Below are 17,540 nucleotides of genomic sequence, written 5' to 3'. Positions count from 1 at the left end.
GTATAGTGGCATGAAAAGAAAAAGTAAAATTAAATTTTATAATAAAAAATAATGTTGAATTTTTATTTTACAACTCATATAATGAACTCAATCTACAATTTTGGAAGGAATTAATACTGTTAATGTCAATTAAGTTGACGTTAATATTGCATTTAAGAGATTTAGCCTGCGACTGGCAGGTCCAATCTCCAGGGGAGGTGCTTTTCCTTACTGCCGAGTTTATGGGTGGATGCCGTTTAAAGGCTGAATGATCACAAAAGGGGTAGCATGGTTAGGCAATGAAAGAATCGGATGATGACATGCGAAGGAGATGAAGGGATGAAAAAGAAGGGTCTGGTATGGACGATGTTGTTGATGATGGTCTTGGTTACTGCCTGTGGGAATAGCGGGGGTGCTGCTTCAGATGATCCGAATGCGGAAGATACAGTGACGGTATGGACCTATCCTGTACATGGCACATATGAAGATGAACTCAAGGATCTAATCGTTGATTTCAATAAAGAACACCCCAACATTACCGTGAAGACGGAAATGCTCTCCTGGGCGGAAGGGCCCAAAAAATTCGATGTCGCTTTGAACGCGGGCAACCCGCCGGATCTTTACTTTCACAGCGTAGATGGCACATATGTGAATACGGGATTGGCACTTGAATTGGACAGTTACCTGACACCTGAGGTTAAGGACGACTACCTGCCAGGTACGCTGGATTTAGGCCAGATTCAGGGGAAACAGTATGGTCTGCCCTTGTATCAATTCCAATGGGCTTGGGGTGGTAACAAACGCATTCTGGAGGAAGCGGGCATTGATTGGAAGTCCATTCAGCAAAATGGCTGGACCTGGTCCGAATTCAACGATGCTGCTGCCAAGCTGACCAAAACGCTGGATGGCGGGGCCAAGCAATATGCACTGGTTACCGACGGAACCTCGCTTGACTTCATTGAAATGCTGTCCCGGAACAACGGGATGATTGATGTTCTTGATAAAGACGGCACTTTCCAATGGAATGATGGTCGGATTCTGGATACCCTCTCTTTTATCAAAAACCTGATGGATCAAGGGTATATGCCGAAGGAAACGGCGGCTCTCGCTCCAGCGAAACGGACGGATATGTTCTACGCGGGGGAAACGGCGATTATCTCCAAAGCGATTCCTTATTATGATGTGATGATTCAGAACCGCAACAAGGACATCGATGATGGCAAGGTGCAGGGAGAGAAGATTGATTTTGTCCTGTTGCCTGTACCGCATAATGATGATCAACCTGAAGCAACAACGATGGGCGGCGAAGGGTATGTAGCCTTCAAACAGAAGAAGGACAAAGGCGAACAGCATGCCAAAAATACGTTCCTTGTGATGGAGGCGCTTAGTGGTGCCAAAGCAGGGAACTCGGCCAATGAACTGGCACTTCCATTCGTAAGACAGTCCCAAGTGGAACTGTTTAAAGGAAAAGAACTTGGTCAACCGGATAATCTGGCTGCTGCAAAAGTCATGGCAGAGAATATCGCGATGCCGGTTGTACTGGAACTGGATATCGACAAAGCATCCCAGCAAAAACAATTCAAGGAACAGGTTGTGAAGCCAAACATCCAGGCGCTGTTCTCGGGAGAAAAATCACCAGAGCAGATCGCAGAAGACTTCAAGAGCAAAGGCCAGCAGATGTTTGGACAATAACTCGGACAATCAAACATAACGCAAAACCACACTGATTAGGAGAGGAGGATTCGCCATGCAGACCGCCCTTGCGCCAAAACCGTCTGTGCCCCGGACTTCCCGGGTTGCCCGGTTTTGGCGAGACTACGGGTGGGCGTATTTGTTTATTTTGGCGCCTGTCCTGCTGTTTCTCATTTTCACACTGTATCCCGTTCTGACGGCTCTTGTGATGAGCTTCCAGAAATACAACATTATGAACTCGACGTGGGTTGGATTGGATAACTACGAGCGTTTGGTAAAAGATGAGACGTTCTGGAAGTCGATTAAAAATACAGTGATCTTCACCGTAGGCACAGTCCCGGTCAATATTCTCATTACATTTGTACTGTCCTATTTCATCTATCAAATGAAAAGCAAATGGCAGACATTTTTCAAAGCTACCATGTATCTGCCTGCGGTAGCCTCCGGGGTAACCATCTCCATTGTATGGCTGGCAATCTTTGACCCGACGGATTCAGGACTGCTGAACCGCTTCCTCGGCCTGTTCGGTCTTGACCCGGTAATCTGGCTGGGCCAATCGGGAACGGCACTTTTTTCCCTCATTCTGATGAACTGGCTTGGATCACACGGAGCGGGCATTATTCTGTATCTGGCAGCCATGGGCGGTATTCCGAAATCGCTGTATGAAGCGGCGGATATTGATCATGCCAGCGGCTGGACCCAGTTCAGCAAGATTACATGGCCGCTGCTCAAACCAACGACGCTGTATCTGCTCGTCACGGGTGTCATTACATCCTTCCAGGTGTTTATCTCGGTATATCTGATGACACAGGGTGGACCGAACTTTGCGACAACTACTATCGCTTATCTGATCTACGAGACGGCATTCAAGTTCTATGAATTTGGATTGGCTTCGGCTCAGTCGTTTGTACTGGCGATTATCATCATTGTCATCTCCGTCATACAGTTCAAATATTTCTCCAGCGATATTGAGTATTAGAGGTAGTTCAAAACACGTACGATTAGAGCACGTTGCATTAAGCATCCGGGGGTGAATGAAATCCATGAAATCAACACAGAAAAAGATTCTGCTCGTTGTTGCATCCATTCTGCTGGTGGTCTGGGCGCTGGTGACGGTCATTCCGATGTATTGGATGCTCGTTGGTTCGGTGCAGGATAGTGCGATGTCGGCTTCGTTTAAACCACAGATGATTCCGGAGCAGCTGTCGTTATCACCATATGAGCGCTTTTTTGCCAAAACCGATGCCTGGCGCTGGTTATACAACTCGCTGCTCATCTCGATCATTCTGACCGTTACAAATGTATTCTTCGCCTCCTTGGCGGGATATGCGTTCGCCAAACTGAAGTTTCCGGGTAGTCAGGCGGTATTCTGGACGTTGCTTGGGACAATGATGATCCCGGCACAGGTGACGCTGATTCCTTTGTACATTCTGATGGTCAACGTGTTTGACCTGGGAGATACGTATACGGCCATTATTCTGCCTGCTGCCGTTAGCGTAGGGAACATATTCTTGATGAAACAGTTTATGTCTACGCTGCCCACATCGCTGATCCATGCGGCACGTATCGATGCATGCAGTGAGTTCGGTATCTTCTGGAAAGTCATTCTGCCGATGGCAAAGCCGGGAATCGCGGTGCTGGCGATATTCACGTTTGTGGCTTCGTGGAACGAATTCTTCTGGCCGTTCCTCATTACCAATTCCAACGAGATGCGTACCATTCAGGTGGGGTTGGCCTCGTTTGTATTTGCCGAATCAACGGACTTCGGCGCAATGATGGCAGGGGCTACAATAGGTGCGCTGCCCATGATCATTCTGTTTTTCTCACTGCAACGTTACTTCCTGCAGGGCATTACGATCGGTGCGGTTAAAGGTTAACTTTTAGTTCAGGACAAGCGACAACGTAAAGGGGGATCTACCTATGGCACGCGTGGAGTTTCGCCAAGTGCGCAAAGAATTCAAAGACGATCATAAAGGAACGTTCACGGCTGTGGCCGGCTCGGACTTTGTTATAGAAGATAAGGAATTCGTAGTGTTTGTGGGTCCTTCGGGCTGTGGCAAGACAACGTCACTGCGGATGATTGCCGGACTTGAAAAGCAAACGAGCGGTGATATTGTGATCGGTGACCGGCTTGTTAACGATCTGCATCCGAAGGATCGGGATATCGCGATGGTGTTTCAGGATTATGCACTCTATCCGCATATGACCATCCGCGAGAATCTTTCCTTTGGCCTGAAAAATCTGAAAAAGCCAAAGTCCTATATTGATGAACAGGTGCAGAATGCGGCCTCCATTCTGGGACTGGAAGCAATGCTGGAGCGCAAACCACGCGAGCTGTCTGGTGGTCAGCGCCAGCGTGTTGCGGTGGGACGGGCGATCGTCCGTGATCCGCAGGTGTTTTTATTCGACGAACCACTGTCCAATCTGGATGCCAAGTTGCGGGTGCAGATGCGGGTGGAGTTGGGAGAGCTGCATAAACGTCTCGGTGCCACGATTGTGTACGTGACACATGATCAGGTAGAAGCCATGACGCTTGGGGAACGCATCGTGGTCATGAATCATGGAGATATTCAGCAGGTGGCTTCACCAAAAGAACTGTATGCGAGTCCGCGGAATATGTTTGTTGCCGGATTTATCGGTTCCCCGGCGATGAACTTCATTGATGCCCGGATTGAAGGCACGCAGGTTGTCATCGAGGGAGCGTCATTCACCTTGCCAGCAGATGTACTCGCTCGTCTTCAGAGTCATCAAGGCAAACCGGTGATTATGGGTCTGCGTCCAGAGCATATTTTTGGTGATGATGTCGCTCCGAATATCCCGACAGACCACATGCTGCAGGCGCGAGTTCAAGTTGTAGAACATCTGGGCTCCGAGAATTTGGTGTATTTCCATTCCGGTGCCCGTACTGTTACGGCTAAGGTTCACCCGGAAACACATGCTTATGTAGGAATGGACAAAAAGTTTGTGCTGGACCTGCGTAAGGCACACTTTTTCGATCCAGAGACGGAGCTTGCGATTGGACGGGAGTAAGTGGGGCTGTCCTAAAAGCAATGAGCGTGAATGTGTACTATTTTTTCTCGTTATAATTTTGTTTTAAGGAACCTTACACACGTTATTCGCTCCCATTTGCACCGGTTTGAAATGTAACGAATCACAGAGACGTTATTTACTCGAAGATGTTGTTTTTCAGGCTCTGACGCCTTGGTTGTACCGAAATAACGGCACTGAAGTTCGTTAAAATTGGCATGCCTCGAAAATCTGTCGTTTAAGGTGCGGTAGATTCGTTAGCACGTTGCAAGTTTGGTACAACATACTGACCGGCGGTGCGGCCAAGCCAACCCAAATGGGGAGCCCTTTTAAGACAGCCCTTGTGGGCGAACGCTTCGCTTCTCCAGATTTGTTCTGTTTTCTCCGTTATCGTGTAAATGTTTAGTCCAACTTATATAGAAGGGAGAATAAAAATGCGTAAGCTGAGTGAAGTATTGATCAAATCGGGTGCGGAAATCTATCGGGATATTATTTCGGTGGCCTTGTACAGTGTCGTTAGCTCTATCGTATTGGTTCCCATTCTGATGTTTGCTCCGCTGCCGATCGCTATACTGCTCCTGGCCTTAATATATATGCCCATCCTGTTCGGTGTTTGTTATGCCGTGCATCACAGATTGGAGCGTAAGGAACGGCGCAATGGGCTTAAGGATATATGGATCGGAACGTTGAAGGGAATAATCCCTGGAGTGTCGGTGGGGGTGCTTTTCGCGGTGCTTGGCTTCATTCTATGGTCAACCTGGTGGTATTACGGTGGACAGGGTGGAATTACAGGTACAGCAGTGGGTGTATTCCAGACGTTCTTTGTTCTCATGGCGCTGATGTCACAGTTCTATACCTGGCAGCTTGTTTTACAAAAAAACATGGGCATCGTTCAGGCGATGGGGGAAAGTGTAAAGCTGTTCTTCCGTCACCCGGGGTACACGATGGGCGCTTGTTTTCAGGCCATGTGCCTGACTGCGCTGCTGATGCTGACTGTCGTTGGTTTCGGAGCGCTGTTTGGAGGTATGTTTGCCATCTATCAGCACAAGGTTGCTCTTAATGTGCTGGAGCCTGAAGAAGAGCCTGTCGTAACAGGTGGTAATGATCACCAGCATACAGGCTGGATAAGCCAGGGGAATGTGTGATGGGCCAGTTGAAGGGGACCGAGCAGCTCCCGGCTGTAAAAACGGGAGTTGATCTTCTGTCCAGAGGGTTATCGCATCCATGGTTAAAGGGTGCTCGCATCGGTCTAATTACGAACCCAACTGGTATTACAGCGAATTTTGTATCGACAATAGATGTGTGCGCCGGACTTGCTAATGCCAAGCTTACAGCGCTCTATGCCTGTGAGCACGGACTGGAAGGAGAGCTTCAGGCGGGTGTCAGATTTGGGGACATGATTCATCCGCGTCTGGACATTCCGGTGTTCAGCCTGTATGGAGATCACAAGAAACCTATGCCTGCAATGCTGGCTGGAGTTGATACGGTCCTGTTTGACATTCAGGACGTGGGCGTTCGTTATTACACGTATGCCTCAACCCTCTTCCATATGATGGAGGTCTGTGCTGTAGCAGGCAAACGTATGCTGATTCTGGACCGCCCCAATCCGTTGGGGGGAAACGTTGTTGAAGGCGGTGTGCTGAACGCGGGGTATGAATCACTTGTTGGCGCTTGGCGTGTACCCGTACGTACCGGATTGACGGTAGGTGAATTGGCCTTGATGGTCAATAGCGAGATGGATGTACCTTGCGAATTGGACGTGGTTGCCATGGAAGGATGGCAGCGCTCCATGGATTTTGCGAATTGTGGGCTTCCCTGGATGTTGCCTTCCCCCAATATGCCTACGCTGGACAGTGTGCGGGTATATGCGGGGACGTGCCTGTTCGAAGGCACTAATGTATCGGAGGGCAGGGGCACGACCCGCCCATTTGAGTGGATTGGGGCCCCCTGGGTTGAGGGTGAACGTTTGGCGGAACGATTTCGGGAATACAAGCTGGAAGGTGTGCATGTGCACCCAGTGTACATGTCCCCAACATTCTCCAAAAATGCAGGTGAGCTGTGTGGTGGTGTAAGGATTTTTGTAACGGACAGCAGGAAATTCCGGGCGGTAGAGACAGGGTTGGTGCTTTTACATGAACTGGTATCACTCTATCCGGAGCAATTCTGCTGGCTGGAGCCACCAGAGCCGGGTTCAAGGTACTTTATCGACCTGCTGGCAGGGGGTAAGGAAGTCAGGGAAACGATTCATGACCGGGCGGGCTTCGTTCGTTTAATGGAAGCGTGGAATGTACAGGCAGCGGAATGGAAGGAGCGGCGAAAGCCGTTTTTGTTATATCAATGAATGGATGTTTGTTATCGGAGGGAGGCATGAAATGAGTGGGCTAAACGAGTTATACCAGTCGAGGCTGAAACAGATGACTTTGCGTGAGAAAGTTGGGCAAATGCTGCTTTGTGGCTTTCATGGCACTGAAGCTGCTGGCGATGTGGAATCCTTTCTCCGAAAGTATCCCATCGGTGGCGTAATTTATTTTGCGCGCAACATTGAGTCGCCAGAGCAGGTAGAGCGGTTATCGTTAGGGTTACAGCAGATTGCCAAAAGCAGTGGTAATGTGCCGCTCTGGATCTCCATTGATCAGGAGGGCGGCATGGTTGCTCGAATTACCGAAGGGATCGCCTTGATGCCTGGACCAATGGCCATTGCCGCTGCCAGTTCCATTGAAGATGCGTATCAGGCGGCATATATCAGTGGGTTGGAGCTGAAGTCCATGGGCATTAACATGAACTTTGCTCCGGTATTGGATGTGAACAATAACGCGGCTAATCCGGTCATCGGTGTGCGATCATTCGGCGAATCTCCACAATCCGTTGCAGAATATGGGGCCAGGACCATTGCGGGAATACAGGACGCTGGGATTGCAGCGACAGCCAAGCACTTCCCGGGGCATGGGGATACGGATACCGATTCCCATCTGGACCTCCCGATCATCACTCATGATCGGGAACGGGTAGAGCGCCTGGAGTTGATTCCATTCCGAGCCGCTATCGCTGAAGGTGTCGATGCCATGATGTCGGCGCATATTTATTTCCCTGCACTGGAGCCAGAGCGTCTGCCCGTAACGCTATCGCAAACGGTATTAAGCGGTCTGCTTCGCCAGGAACTGGGTTATCAGGGCATGATCGTGACAGATTGCATGGAGATGGATGCCATTGCCGTGAATTATGGCACTGTCGATGCAGCCGTAATGGCGGTAGAGGCCGGGGCAGATCTGGTGTTAATTAGCCATACGGCTAAGCTTCAGGCAGAGTCATTTGAAGCATTGTTAGCAGCTGTGAGGAGCGGGCGGATTAACGAGAGACGTATTGATGAGTCGGTGAATCGCTTGCTGATGTACAAGGCGAAACGTGGTTTGCTGGAGAGTGAAACGGGCGGTGCAGGTGATGAGAAAGTGAATATTGCAGTATCGAATGCATCATTGCCAAAGGCATCAAACACTCCTGCTCTATCCAGTTGGTCGGAGCGCAACAGTTCATTACACCAAGAGGTTGCCCGCCGTATTAGCGAGAACAGTATCACACTGGTGCGCGATCAGCTGAATATGTTGCCTTTGAAGTCGGAACGCACGCTGGTCATAACGGTTGCCACGTCCGTGACGACAATTGCCGACGAACAGCTGACTCAGACGTTCACCTTGGGCTCAGCCTTATCCAATTATGGTCTGGATGTTGTCGATCTGACGGTCACACCAGAGGACGTTGCCATTCGTTCCGCACGTCTGCTTCAGGCAGCGGAAGCAGATGACATTCGGCAGATTGTGGTGGGTACCTACAATGCGGGAAGTCCCTCCGGCGATCCACAGTGCAGGCTGATTGGTTGGATACAGCAATTGGGCAAACCGCTGGCTGTTGTGGCATTGCGAAGCCCCTATGATCTGCTGGCGCTCCCGGATGCCCAGGTCTATGTAGCGGCTTACGAGAGCCGGCCACTTGCCATGGATAGCGTCGCTCAGGCGCTGATGGGGCGTATTCCTTTTGCGGGAAAACTTCCTGTAACATTAAAGCAGACAGATGATGAAAGAGCGGATGTTTCCTAGGCAGTGATAAGAATATGAGTTAATCTGCCTTTTGCAGAATGGAGAAGAGATGGATTGTGGGTTGAGCGAAACGGAAGTGTGAGTCGTTAAAATGAGAACATATACAGAGCAAAGAGACGATCCTCCATAGGACCGTCTCTTTGCTCGCTCTGTATAAATGAATCATTATAAATTATTGCAATTGCAGTGCTTTGGCTGTTTGTGCCTCAACTTCATCCAAAAGTGAAGTCATGTCCATACCTGCGTGGTTGCCGAGCAGGATAATCGTGATATCATCGGACAGATTACGTGAAAAGGCTGTAGCGAACCCGCCACCACTACCGTTATGGAAGACGGTACGGTTGGTGCCGTTCTCTTTGAGAATCCAGGCGTAGCCATAGTTTTTATCGGAGTAGGGCTCATACATCTGTTCAATCGTATCTTGGCTTAGAATCTTGTCCGTATACAACGCACGATCCCATTTCAGCATATCATCCACCGTAGAATATATGGTTCCTGATCCGGATTGGGAAACATAATATGGGGCAGTTACCCATGCGTTATCTTGTTGAACAAAACCACTAATCGTGTGCACTTTACGGGAAGCCTCTCCCGAATTTTTCATGCCAAGTGGTTTCAATATCGTCTGCTGCACGTAGTCGGCATAACTCATGCCAGATACCTGTTCAACGACGTATGCAAGTAAAACATAACCGCTGTTGCTGTACAGATAGGCACTTCCTGGTTCAAACTTCAGCGTTTTGTGGCGAATCTCCTCTACAGTCTCTTCCATAGAAGTTCCTTCACCCCGACCGAATGCCGATGGCAGACCTGAAGTCTGGGATAACAGCATATGCAGCGTGATCTGATCTCCCTTCGGTATACCGGAGATGTACTTAGAGATTGGATCTTGCACATTAATCTTACCATCCTCCACGAGACTCAGAATGGACGCGGCTGTGAAGGATTTGCTCAGCGATGCGATTCGAGTCTTCTGATCCGGACGATTCAGCGTCTGTTCGTCGGCAAGTCCGTAGCCTTGTCTTAGCAGAACTTCGCCATCACGGGCAATCAGCGCCATACCTGGATAGTTGATCTCGCGCAGATACGCATCTACACTGGCAACTTCGCTGTTCAGCAGGCTAACTTGATCGGTTACCATATTCACACTCATCTGACCTGTAGCTGTACGTTGGACTTTGATATCGGCCTTGATTGAATTAGCCATAGCCCGGACAGGTATCATCAACGTACCGTTAACGGTACGTGAATTCACACCTGTGGCCAGATCGACCTTGTTTACCTTAATGGAATTGCTGCCAGCCTGATGGATCAGCTTGTCTCTGCCAACGGTAATGGTAGCCGTCTTGGTGCGATTATCCCATTTCAACGTGCCTTTAACCGATGTGACCACATCCCGTAGTGGAACAAACGTTGAGCCTTTGATTATAAGTGGTGCGTTCTTCCAAGATTGTTGCTCACCATTCACTTCAATGTGAACTGCTTGCGTCGTCTGCGCTGCGGATGCCGTAATACCAGCTTGTCCCATAATCGGGCCTGCGCACAGGATGAACGCTAACAGAATGCGGAACATGGATGAATATAACGTGGAAATACGTTGTCTTTCATTTGACTTGCGTAAGATGTGAATCCTCCCCTTCCAATCGTTTCATGAATAGTCAACTTATGAGCATTGTAAACGATCTCGCGTAGAGGGTCAAAACGATTAAGCGGATATAATCCATATCATCTGATCAGATCATTTAAATTAAATTTGTACTAATTTAGTATCGATACATAATATTTTTATAGCGATTGTCCGATAAAAGGATGGGTGAAGATTATGATGGGGGATAGTTAAATGAAGAAAAGGATTCGAAATTGGTTTACTTTAACCGTAAAAAAGCGCCTGATCGCTGCATTGCTCCTGTTCCTGATTGTACCGAGCATTACCGTGGGATGGTTGTCTTATCAAAAAGCTGCTGACCAGGTTAAAATGGAAATTATTCGTTCCGCACAGGCCAAAACAGAAATGCTTAGTCTGCAGATAAATCAAATGCTGGATATGGAGAAGGATAACGCAGCGCAGATGGCTGCGGGTATTACTTCAAACGATATTATTAATAAATCTCCTGCACTGCAAAGGCAGATGGATCGGATGTCTCAGAATCATAAGGAACTGGGTGTACTCACCGCAGGTGCGGAAGATGGCAGCTGGATGAAATCTCCTGATCCTGGGGAACAGATCTATGATCCGCGTGAACGTTCATGGTATACGATGGGCATGTCTCAGGACGAACCTGTAATCTCGGATACATTCCAGTCGGCCACGACAGGTGAATGGGTCGTAACGGCGGCTGCCAAGCTGGCTGATGGCAAAGGGGTATTCGGGGCCAATGTCAGTCTCAATCATCTGAAAGAATCCGTTGATCAGATACGTATTGGTAAAGAAGGCAAACTGTACATGCTGGATAACGGGGGTAAATTCCTGTTCCACTACAATATTGAATCCGGTACACAGTCGGATGAAAGCTACATTAATGAGATGTATACAAAGGAAAGTGGAACGGTGAAGTATACATATGATGGTCACGAAGTGGAAGCTGTGTATTTCACCAATCCGGTGACAGGTTGGAAAATTGTTGGCGAGATGGTTCCTTCCGAAGCAAGTGAAGCCGTAATGCCTATTTTGATCCGTGCAATTACAATTGTTGCATCTGCATTGGTTATCGGGTTGATTCTGCTTATATTCATTATCCGCAGCATTCACCGGCCATTGCTGCAATTAACGCAGGCAGCATCCAAAGTAAGCGCCGGGGATCTCACCGTTCGGGTTGGTTTGCAGCGCAAGGATGAGTTCGGACAGCTTGGAGATAGCTTCGATACGATGACGACTTCACTTCGTAATGTGCTTGGAGAAGTGCATGATACGTCCAGCCAGCTGGCGGCATCTTCTGAAGAACTGATGGCAAGTTCCGAACAGACATCCAAAGCCACAGAACAGGTGGCCGAACTGATGCAGGATGCAGCTGCGGGAACGACTTTGCAGAACAATAGTCTTGCTGCTACAGGTCAACTCGTGGGCGAAATGTCCATTGGAGTCAAAGAGATCTCATCAAGTGCTGAAGACACCGCTCGTATCGCTCTGGATGCATCCACCAAGTCGGAAGCGGGTATGGTTACAGTAGAAGAAGCGGTTACCCATATTCAGCAGGTGAATGATGAGAGCAAAGCCATGTCTGTGGTCATTGAGGATTTGCGCGCGAAAAATGAAGAGATTCTTGTGATCGTGGCCGAGATTACGGCCATTGCCAAGCAGACGAACATTCTCGCTTTGAATGCATCTATTGAAGCTTCAAGAGCTGGTGAGCAAGGGCGTGGATTCGCGGTTGTAGCCAACGAAGTGAAGACACTGGCTCACAGTTCAGGCGCTTCAGCCGAGCGGATTAATGAACTTATGCATGAGATGCAGGAGAAAACCAATGCGGTGCAATCCACTTTTGCCCGTACGGGAGAAGGTATGGTGAAGAGTTCGCAGATGGTTACAGAAGCGGGCGAAGCATTCCAGAACATTCGTACTGCGGTTCAGTTGGTGGCTGCACAAGCTGGAGAAGTATCCGCGGCTTCCCGTCAAATTGATGGGGGCATGAGTCATATCAACAAGGCAGTAAGTGATACAATGGTTCTGTCGGACAGAATTGCCTCTGGAACGGAAGATGGATCAGCGGCTGCTCAAGAGCAGTTGGCTACAATGGAAGAGGTTGCAGCTTCTTCGGCAGCATTGTCACGTATGGCTGAAGATCTGCAAAGCATGATTGAACGGTTTAAGTTGTAACAGAGATTGAAATGAAAATGATTGAGGATAAATACTTATGGAAGGTGCTGAAATGCCCTTTCTGCGATGAGACTGCAGGGTTGCGACCCTGCGGTCTTTTTTCTGTTGAACAAGGGGCATCCGTTATGTATTTAAACACAGCATTCTTTTCCGTTATATTGACATATAACAAACAAGATTATATTATATCTATAAATAAACAAACAAAATTATATTATATTTGATTATTATACGGTTGAAATGACCATAACAATGATAAAAGGAGCTTTTACATGAAATCATCGGAATCCTGGTTGCAAACAGCTTCATTGGAAGAGATCAAGCGTGGTTATATGGAGGAGGGTCCCGCCTATATATGTGTCTGCTGCGGATACAGGACGGAATCTGGGATTATCTACCCTGAAGAAGGAGTGCTCTATGAGGCAGCCCGTTATATGCGAGTACACATTGAGAAGGTTCATGGATCGGTATTTGAATATTTGCTGGAGCTGGATAAAAGCGTAACCGGATTGTCTGATGTCCAGCGGGGCTTGTTGTCACAATTCTATGAAGGCAAGAAGGATGCTGAAGTACAGAAGACCCTTGGCATCGGGAGTGCCTCCACGATCCGTAATCATCGGTTTGTATTAAAGGAGAAGGAACGACAGGCCAAGATATTCCTGGCATTAATGGAACTGCTCAAAAGTAAGGATACCCAGGCTCCAGCCGAATGGGTGTCACCGGTGACCAGGCATGGACATACGATCCGTCGTGATTCATTTGATATTACAGAACAGGATCGGGAGAAGGTGCTGAATAAGTATTTTCCAGAGGGTACTGGCGGTCGGCTGACGACGTTTCATATGCAGCAAAAGCATAAATATATTGTGCTTATCGAAATTGCCAAACGATTCGAGACAGAGCGCAAATATTCCGAGAAACAGGTCAATGAGCTGCTGAAGGAAGTTCATGATGATTACGTGGAAATACGGAGGTATCTCATCGACTATGGTTTGCTGGAACGTGAGCCAGACGGCAGTCAGTATTGGCTGGCAAGCAGCGCAGATCAACAGATCGCCGGAGATGGAAAACAGGAACGCAAAGAAAAGGGGGAGCAGGAGAAGATGAATCGTCGTAAAGAATTGCAGGAACAGGCCAAAGAAGTTAAAACGGAAGCGGGCGTCTACCAGATTCGGAATGAACGTAACGGCAAAGTTTATATCGACAGCACACTGAACCTGAAAACCATTAACGGACAACGGTTTATGTTACAGATGGGTAGCCATCTGAATCGAAGATTGCAGGCTGAATGGAATGAATATGGAGAGACTGCGTTTGTGATCGAGGTGCTGGAGACATTGAAACAAGACGATAACCCGTATTACGATTCCAAAGATGCACTCGCCAAATGTCTGAATCGCTGGTTTGAACAGTTAGAGCCCTATGGAGATCAAGGGTACCACGGAGATAAAAAGCAATCGGTTTAACTCCGTTATTCCGTACCAAACCCCTCTTATTCAAGCGAATGCATAGAATTGCTTAATTTTCTCAGGCTTCAGGGATCATCATGAGTTCGAATAATTCTATTGTGCAGTTGGGCAGCTGTAGAGGCTGTAATCGGAGGTATTGTTGTAGAAAGCATCTCGCTAGCATCCGTTGGTTTGCTTGGTGGAGCTTTGGTTGCCATTGGACTGATCCCGGCTATTATTTCATTGTCCCTGCGTCGCCGATCTGCAGCTGCGGAACGAAATGGAGCGTAAAGTACCTTCTTTCTCAGAAATGAAAATACCGCCTGAGCGTTGTTGAATAACGCTCAGGCGGTATTTCCATACTCATGGAGAACATTGCATTGCGTTTTTTTAAGTGCAGCATACCGTGATAGTTCATTCAGACGCCCCAAATACAAGTTCATCCTATGGGAAGTCAGTTGTGCACCTCGAACGAATGACTACACGGTAATGTCTCCGCACCAGCGAGTGATTCCTTCATTTATGGTTTGCATTGGATTTGGATCGGATAGAGAAATCGCCCAGGCAATATGCCCATCCGGCCGAATAAGCGCCGTGTGGATGTCGTTCCAATCCGCGTCAGCCTCAGCCAAAGAGGCATGTACAACTTGAAGGTTGTTATACGATTCCCATTGACCGCTATTCTGTTCATTAGAATGGAAATGCAGCAGAAGAAAAGTACCTTTGTGTAGTAACGGATAGGCGTTGATCAATTGCCCGTCTTTCAGCTTTAAGCCTAGATCCTTAAAACGTTTCCCATTTAAAGGATGGGGAGGCGCTTCGGCGTCTGGAGCATAATGTACATCCATTGCGGAAACTTGTGCGGCGATTTGATAATTTGCCTCCGGTATTTGAATCAGTTTAGCTAACATGCTTCGAAGTTCCGTGATAGGGGGAGTCACGTCCAGAAGCAAGGTTTGGACCTCGGTATTCCGGAGCAAGGCCGTATTCCATGGAAAGCGTTCGGCATGATAACTGTTCAATAGCCAGTCCGGAGCCCAGCCTTTGATTGCTCCTGCAAGCTTCCAGCCTAAGTTCATCGCTTCTTGTAAGCCAACGTTCATTCCCTGTCCACCAGCGGGAAAATGAATGTGCGCCGAATCTCCCGCCAAGAACAATCGACCATTCCGATATCGTCCCGCTTGCCGCGTCGCATTTCCGAAACGGGACATCCATTTCACATCGTTCAATCCCAGGTCGCTTCCGGTCGTACGGATGAGCGATGAACGAAACTCTTCCAATGTAACGGGCTCATCCTTAGAGATGTTACTTCTCTCCATATCGATCATCAAGATCCGATACATATGATCATTGATCGGCATGATGCTGACCAATCCTTTTTCTGTAATCCGGGATATGACACTCATAGGAGCCAAATCAGATAGAATGGCATCCCCCAGAATTGCCGTGAAGGTCGCATCTGTACCTTCAAATGATATATTTGCATGCTTGCGAACCAAACTTCTGGCTCCGTCTGTACCTACCACATAAGCTGATCTTAACGTTGTTTCTCCATGAGGTCCTGCGATCTTAACGTCAACCCCATCCTCATCCTGGTGTACAGATAGAGCCTCAACCTCTCTCCAGACCTCTGCGCCAAGGCTAAGCGCCCATTCCTCCAATACCTTCTCCGTCTCACTCTGCGGTAAAAATAGAGTGTGATTGGAAGAAGAATCCAAAACGGTGAAATCCAAAGGAGTTTCTAATCCGGCGAAATGTCCTCTCGAAAGTAAGCGGCCTTGACTGATTAATTGTGATTTCACTCCACGCATATCTAATATTTCAAGAGTTCGAGGATGTACGGTAAGCGCGCGTGAATAAGGGGTTGTCTCTTTTAATCGCTCAATGACGCAGACCTTTACACCGGCTAATGCCAATTCCCCAGCCAGCATCATGCCGACAGGTCCGCCACCAATCAGGATGACTTCATATTTCATATCAAAACCCTCTTTTCTTATACATTATGGGAAAATCACGATAGCGTCTATTTCGATAAGCCATTCAGGATCGGCTAGTGCTTGAACGCCTATATACGTACTTGCTGTCTTCGGCCAGTTAGGGCCAAACACATGAAATCCTGCCTCAAAAATAATCGAAATCAATTCCGGGTTGTGGTTTACAACAAAAATATTCATCTTTACAATGTACAAGGGATCCGCTCGCACGGCTTCCAATGCATACTTAAGGTTGGTGAACACTTGAATCGCTTGCGCGTAATAGTCCCCTGAACCGACCAATAATCCTGTTTCATCTACAGAAACCTGACCTGAGATGAAAGCCAATTTGGAGGCAGTAGTCACCACGACATGAGAAATTACAGATGTAACCTTATCCGTCAAGGTCTTCGGATTTACGACTTCCATAGGCAGGTATGCTCCATTTCCATATTTTATAAATTTCCTCTTGAAAAGTGGACAAGTATTTCCGTCAAACCTCCTTCATCAATTATTGTTTCGTTAGAACCTTTTTTATTGCCTGTTAAAACAAGTGTGATGAAAATTATATATAATTTTAGTTTCATACGAAACAATATAACTTTACTTGGTTTCTATTTACCATGTCAACCCCAATCCCAATATGGGTATGCCCATATGTTTCTCAGAGAACAATCTATGATATAATAAAACAAATAAGTCGAGGAGCCAGCATAATGATGGATACTGCCAGTAAAAACAAAACGGCCATTCATGAATTTTTCGTTCAGTTTCTTGAGCAAAAAGAGCAATATGAAACCCGAATAACTGCCTCATACCTGGAGGATATCCGGAAGCATATTGAATCAGAATTCAGCTTGAATATGACGGAACTGCACACCATTGCATGCATCGGAGAGCAGGAGCCGATCAATCTCACTTCCATCGCGGAGAGAATCAATTTAAGTAAAGGAAATACCTCCAAGATCGCAAATAAATTACTAAAGGCAGGTTGGGTGCGAAAATCCCAGTTCAACGACAACAAAAAGGAAGTGTATTTTCGGCTAACGCCTATCGGCAAAAAGCTATTTGCTGCTCATGATGAGCTTCATACGAAGGAAAAGCAAAGAATGTACGAATTTTTGGAAAGATATAACGAAAGCGAGCTCGAATTTATTAAACGGCTGTTTGGAGATATGGTGGACTTCTATCGGTAACGTACCCAATAAATTGTTGTACATAGGTTAGACATCAATAACAATTGGGGATACAGTTCAAGTGGGAGGCTGCTTATTACACGCTTAACCTCGTCCGCAAAATGCAATATTTTAGCGAAGTATTGATCTCAAGTTGAAACACGTTGGTGAACACATCGATGATGCTCATCAGGAAGAAGAAGCGTCCTTCGCCTTCGATCAGCCATATTTCACGTCCTATCATTACCAAAATCCCCTCTGCCAACGTGATGGCAAAGGGGATTTTGATGTAACAGACTATTTATTAAATAAGTTGGACTAATCTTCTGTACGAAAGCAGC

At 47.5% G+C, this 17,540-nt stretch carries 15 protein-coding genes; 11 read left to right on the top strand and 4 right to left on the bottom strand.

Annotated features, from left to right (window positions below):
- Positions 1 to 318 precede the first annotated feature (318 nt).
- The 7 genes from NSQ38_RS03105 to nagZ all read left to right on the top strand — a co-directional run bounded on the left by NSQ38_RS03105 (position 319) and on the right by nagZ (position 8,789).
- Entirely contained in the window at positions 319 to 1,671 is a 1,353-nt protein-coding gene (locus tag NSQ38_RS03105) for an extracellular solute-binding protein (protein ID WP_339787003.1), read from the top strand.
- 55 nt (positions 1,672 to 1,726) lie between these two features.
- Entirely contained in the window at positions 1,727 to 2,650 is a 924-nt protein-coding gene (locus NSQ38_RS03100; RefSeq protein WP_017691097.1) for a sugar ABC transporter permease, read from the top strand.
- Positions 2,651 to 2,714: 64 nt separating this feature from the next.
- Positions 2,715 to 3,548, top strand: a complete 834-nt coding sequence (locus NSQ38_RS03095; protein WP_017691096.1) for a carbohydrate ABC transporter permease — start codon at positions 2,715 to 2,717, stop codon at positions 3,546 to 3,548.
- Positions 3,549 to 3,591: 43 nt separating this feature from the next.
- A complete protein-coding gene (gene ugpC / locus NSQ38_RS03090; RefSeq protein ID WP_091038031.1) occupies positions 3,592 to 4,701 on the top strand; it encodes a sn-glycerol-3-phosphate ABC transporter ATP-binding protein UgpC in 1,110 nt (369 codons plus the stop codon).
- A 431-nt stretch (positions 4,702 to 5,132) separates the two neighbouring features.
- A complete protein-coding gene (locus tag NSQ38_RS03085) occupies positions 5,133 to 5,843 on the top strand; it encodes a hypothetical protein (protein WP_339787000.1) in 711 nt (236 codons plus the stop codon).
- Complete coding sequence (locus NSQ38_RS03080; RefSeq protein ID WP_339786998.1) at positions 5,843 to 7,039, top strand: DUF1343 domain-containing protein; 1,197 nt, start codon at positions 5,843 to 5,845, stop codon at positions 7,037 to 7,039. Before NSQ38_RS03085 ends, NSQ38_RS03080 begins: the two co-directional genes overlap by 1 nt.
- 31 nt (positions 7,040 to 7,070) lie before the next feature.
- Positions 7,071 to 8,789: a beta-N-acetylhexosaminidase gene (nagZ, locus tag NSQ38_RS03075; RefSeq protein ID WP_339786994.1), complete on the top strand. Its 1,719-nt coding sequence runs from the start codon at positions 7,071 to 7,073 to the stop codon at positions 8,787 to 8,789.
- A gap of 172 nt (positions 8,790 to 8,961) precedes the next feature.
- Here the strand turns inward: nagZ and NSQ38_RS03070 are convergent, their stop codons facing one another.
- Positions 8,962 to 10,317, bottom strand: a complete 1,356-nt coding sequence (locus NSQ38_RS03070; RefSeq protein WP_339786992.1) for a serine hydrolase — start codon at positions 10,315 to 10,317, stop codon at positions 8,962 to 8,964.
- Between the two features lie 312 nt (positions 10,318 to 10,629).
- On the opposite strand from NSQ38_RS03070, the gene NSQ38_RS03065 reads away from it, so the two are divergent.
- The 3 genes from NSQ38_RS03065 to NSQ38_RS03055 all read left to right on the top strand — a co-directional run bounded on the left by NSQ38_RS03065 (position 10,630) and on the right by NSQ38_RS03055 (position 14,342).
- A complete protein-coding gene (locus NSQ38_RS03065; protein WP_339786989.1) occupies positions 10,630 to 12,603 on the top strand; it encodes a methyl-accepting chemotaxis protein in 1,974 nt (657 codons plus the stop codon).
- A gap of 272 nt (positions 12,604 to 12,875) precedes the next feature.
- On the top strand, positions 12,876 to 14,069 hold the full coding sequence (locus tag NSQ38_RS03060) for a DUF2087 domain-containing protein (RefSeq protein WP_339786987.1): 1,194 nt from the start codon (positions 12,876 to 12,878) through the stop codon (positions 14,067 to 14,069).
- Between the two features lie 99 nt (positions 14,070 to 14,168).
- Complete coding sequence (locus NSQ38_RS03055; protein WP_176873052.1) at positions 14,169 to 14,342, top strand: hypothetical protein; 174 nt, start codon at positions 14,169 to 14,171, stop codon at positions 14,340 to 14,342.
- 188 nt (positions 14,343 to 14,530) lie between these two features.
- Here NSQ38_RS03055 and NSQ38_RS03050 read toward each other — a convergent pair whose 3' ends face one another.
- Positions 14,531 to 16,027, bottom strand: a complete 1,497-nt coding sequence (locus NSQ38_RS03050) for a monooxygenase (protein WP_339786984.1) — start codon at positions 16,025 to 16,027, stop codon at positions 14,531 to 14,533.
- A 24-nt stretch (positions 16,028 to 16,051) separates the two neighbouring features.
- Complete coding sequence (locus tag NSQ38_RS03045) at positions 16,052 to 16,453, bottom strand: RidA family protein (RefSeq protein ID WP_091038044.1); 402 nt, start codon at positions 16,451 to 16,453, stop codon at positions 16,052 to 16,054.
- A 287-nt stretch (positions 16,454 to 16,740) separates the two neighbouring features.
- On the opposite strand from NSQ38_RS03045, the gene NSQ38_RS03040 reads away from it, so the two are divergent.
- Positions 16,741 to 17,220 carry a MarR family transcriptional regulator gene (locus NSQ38_RS03040; protein ID WP_235193904.1) on the top strand — a complete coding sequence of 160 codons (480 nt, stop codon included), beginning with the start codon at positions 16,741 to 16,743 and terminating at the stop codon, positions 17,218 to 17,220.
- Between the two features lie 76 nt (positions 17,221 to 17,296).
- Here the strand turns inward: NSQ38_RS03040 and NSQ38_RS03035 are convergent, their stop codons facing one another.
- Positions 17,297 to 17,443 (bottom strand): hypothetical protein, encoded by a 147-nt coding sequence (locus tag NSQ38_RS03035; RefSeq protein WP_339786980.1) that lies wholly within the window; start codon positions 17,441 to 17,443, stop codon positions 17,297 to 17,299.
- Positions 17,444 to 17,540 lie beyond the last annotated feature (97 nt).

It is taken from the genome of Paenibacillus sp. FSL R7-0313 (genome assembly GCF_037969885.1).
Lineage (GTDB): Bacteria > Bacillota > Bacilli > Paenibacillales > Paenibacillaceae > Paenibacillus.
The sequence above is the reverse complement of the archived record's forward strand: the minus strand, read 5'-3'. Positions and strand labels throughout refer to the sequence as shown.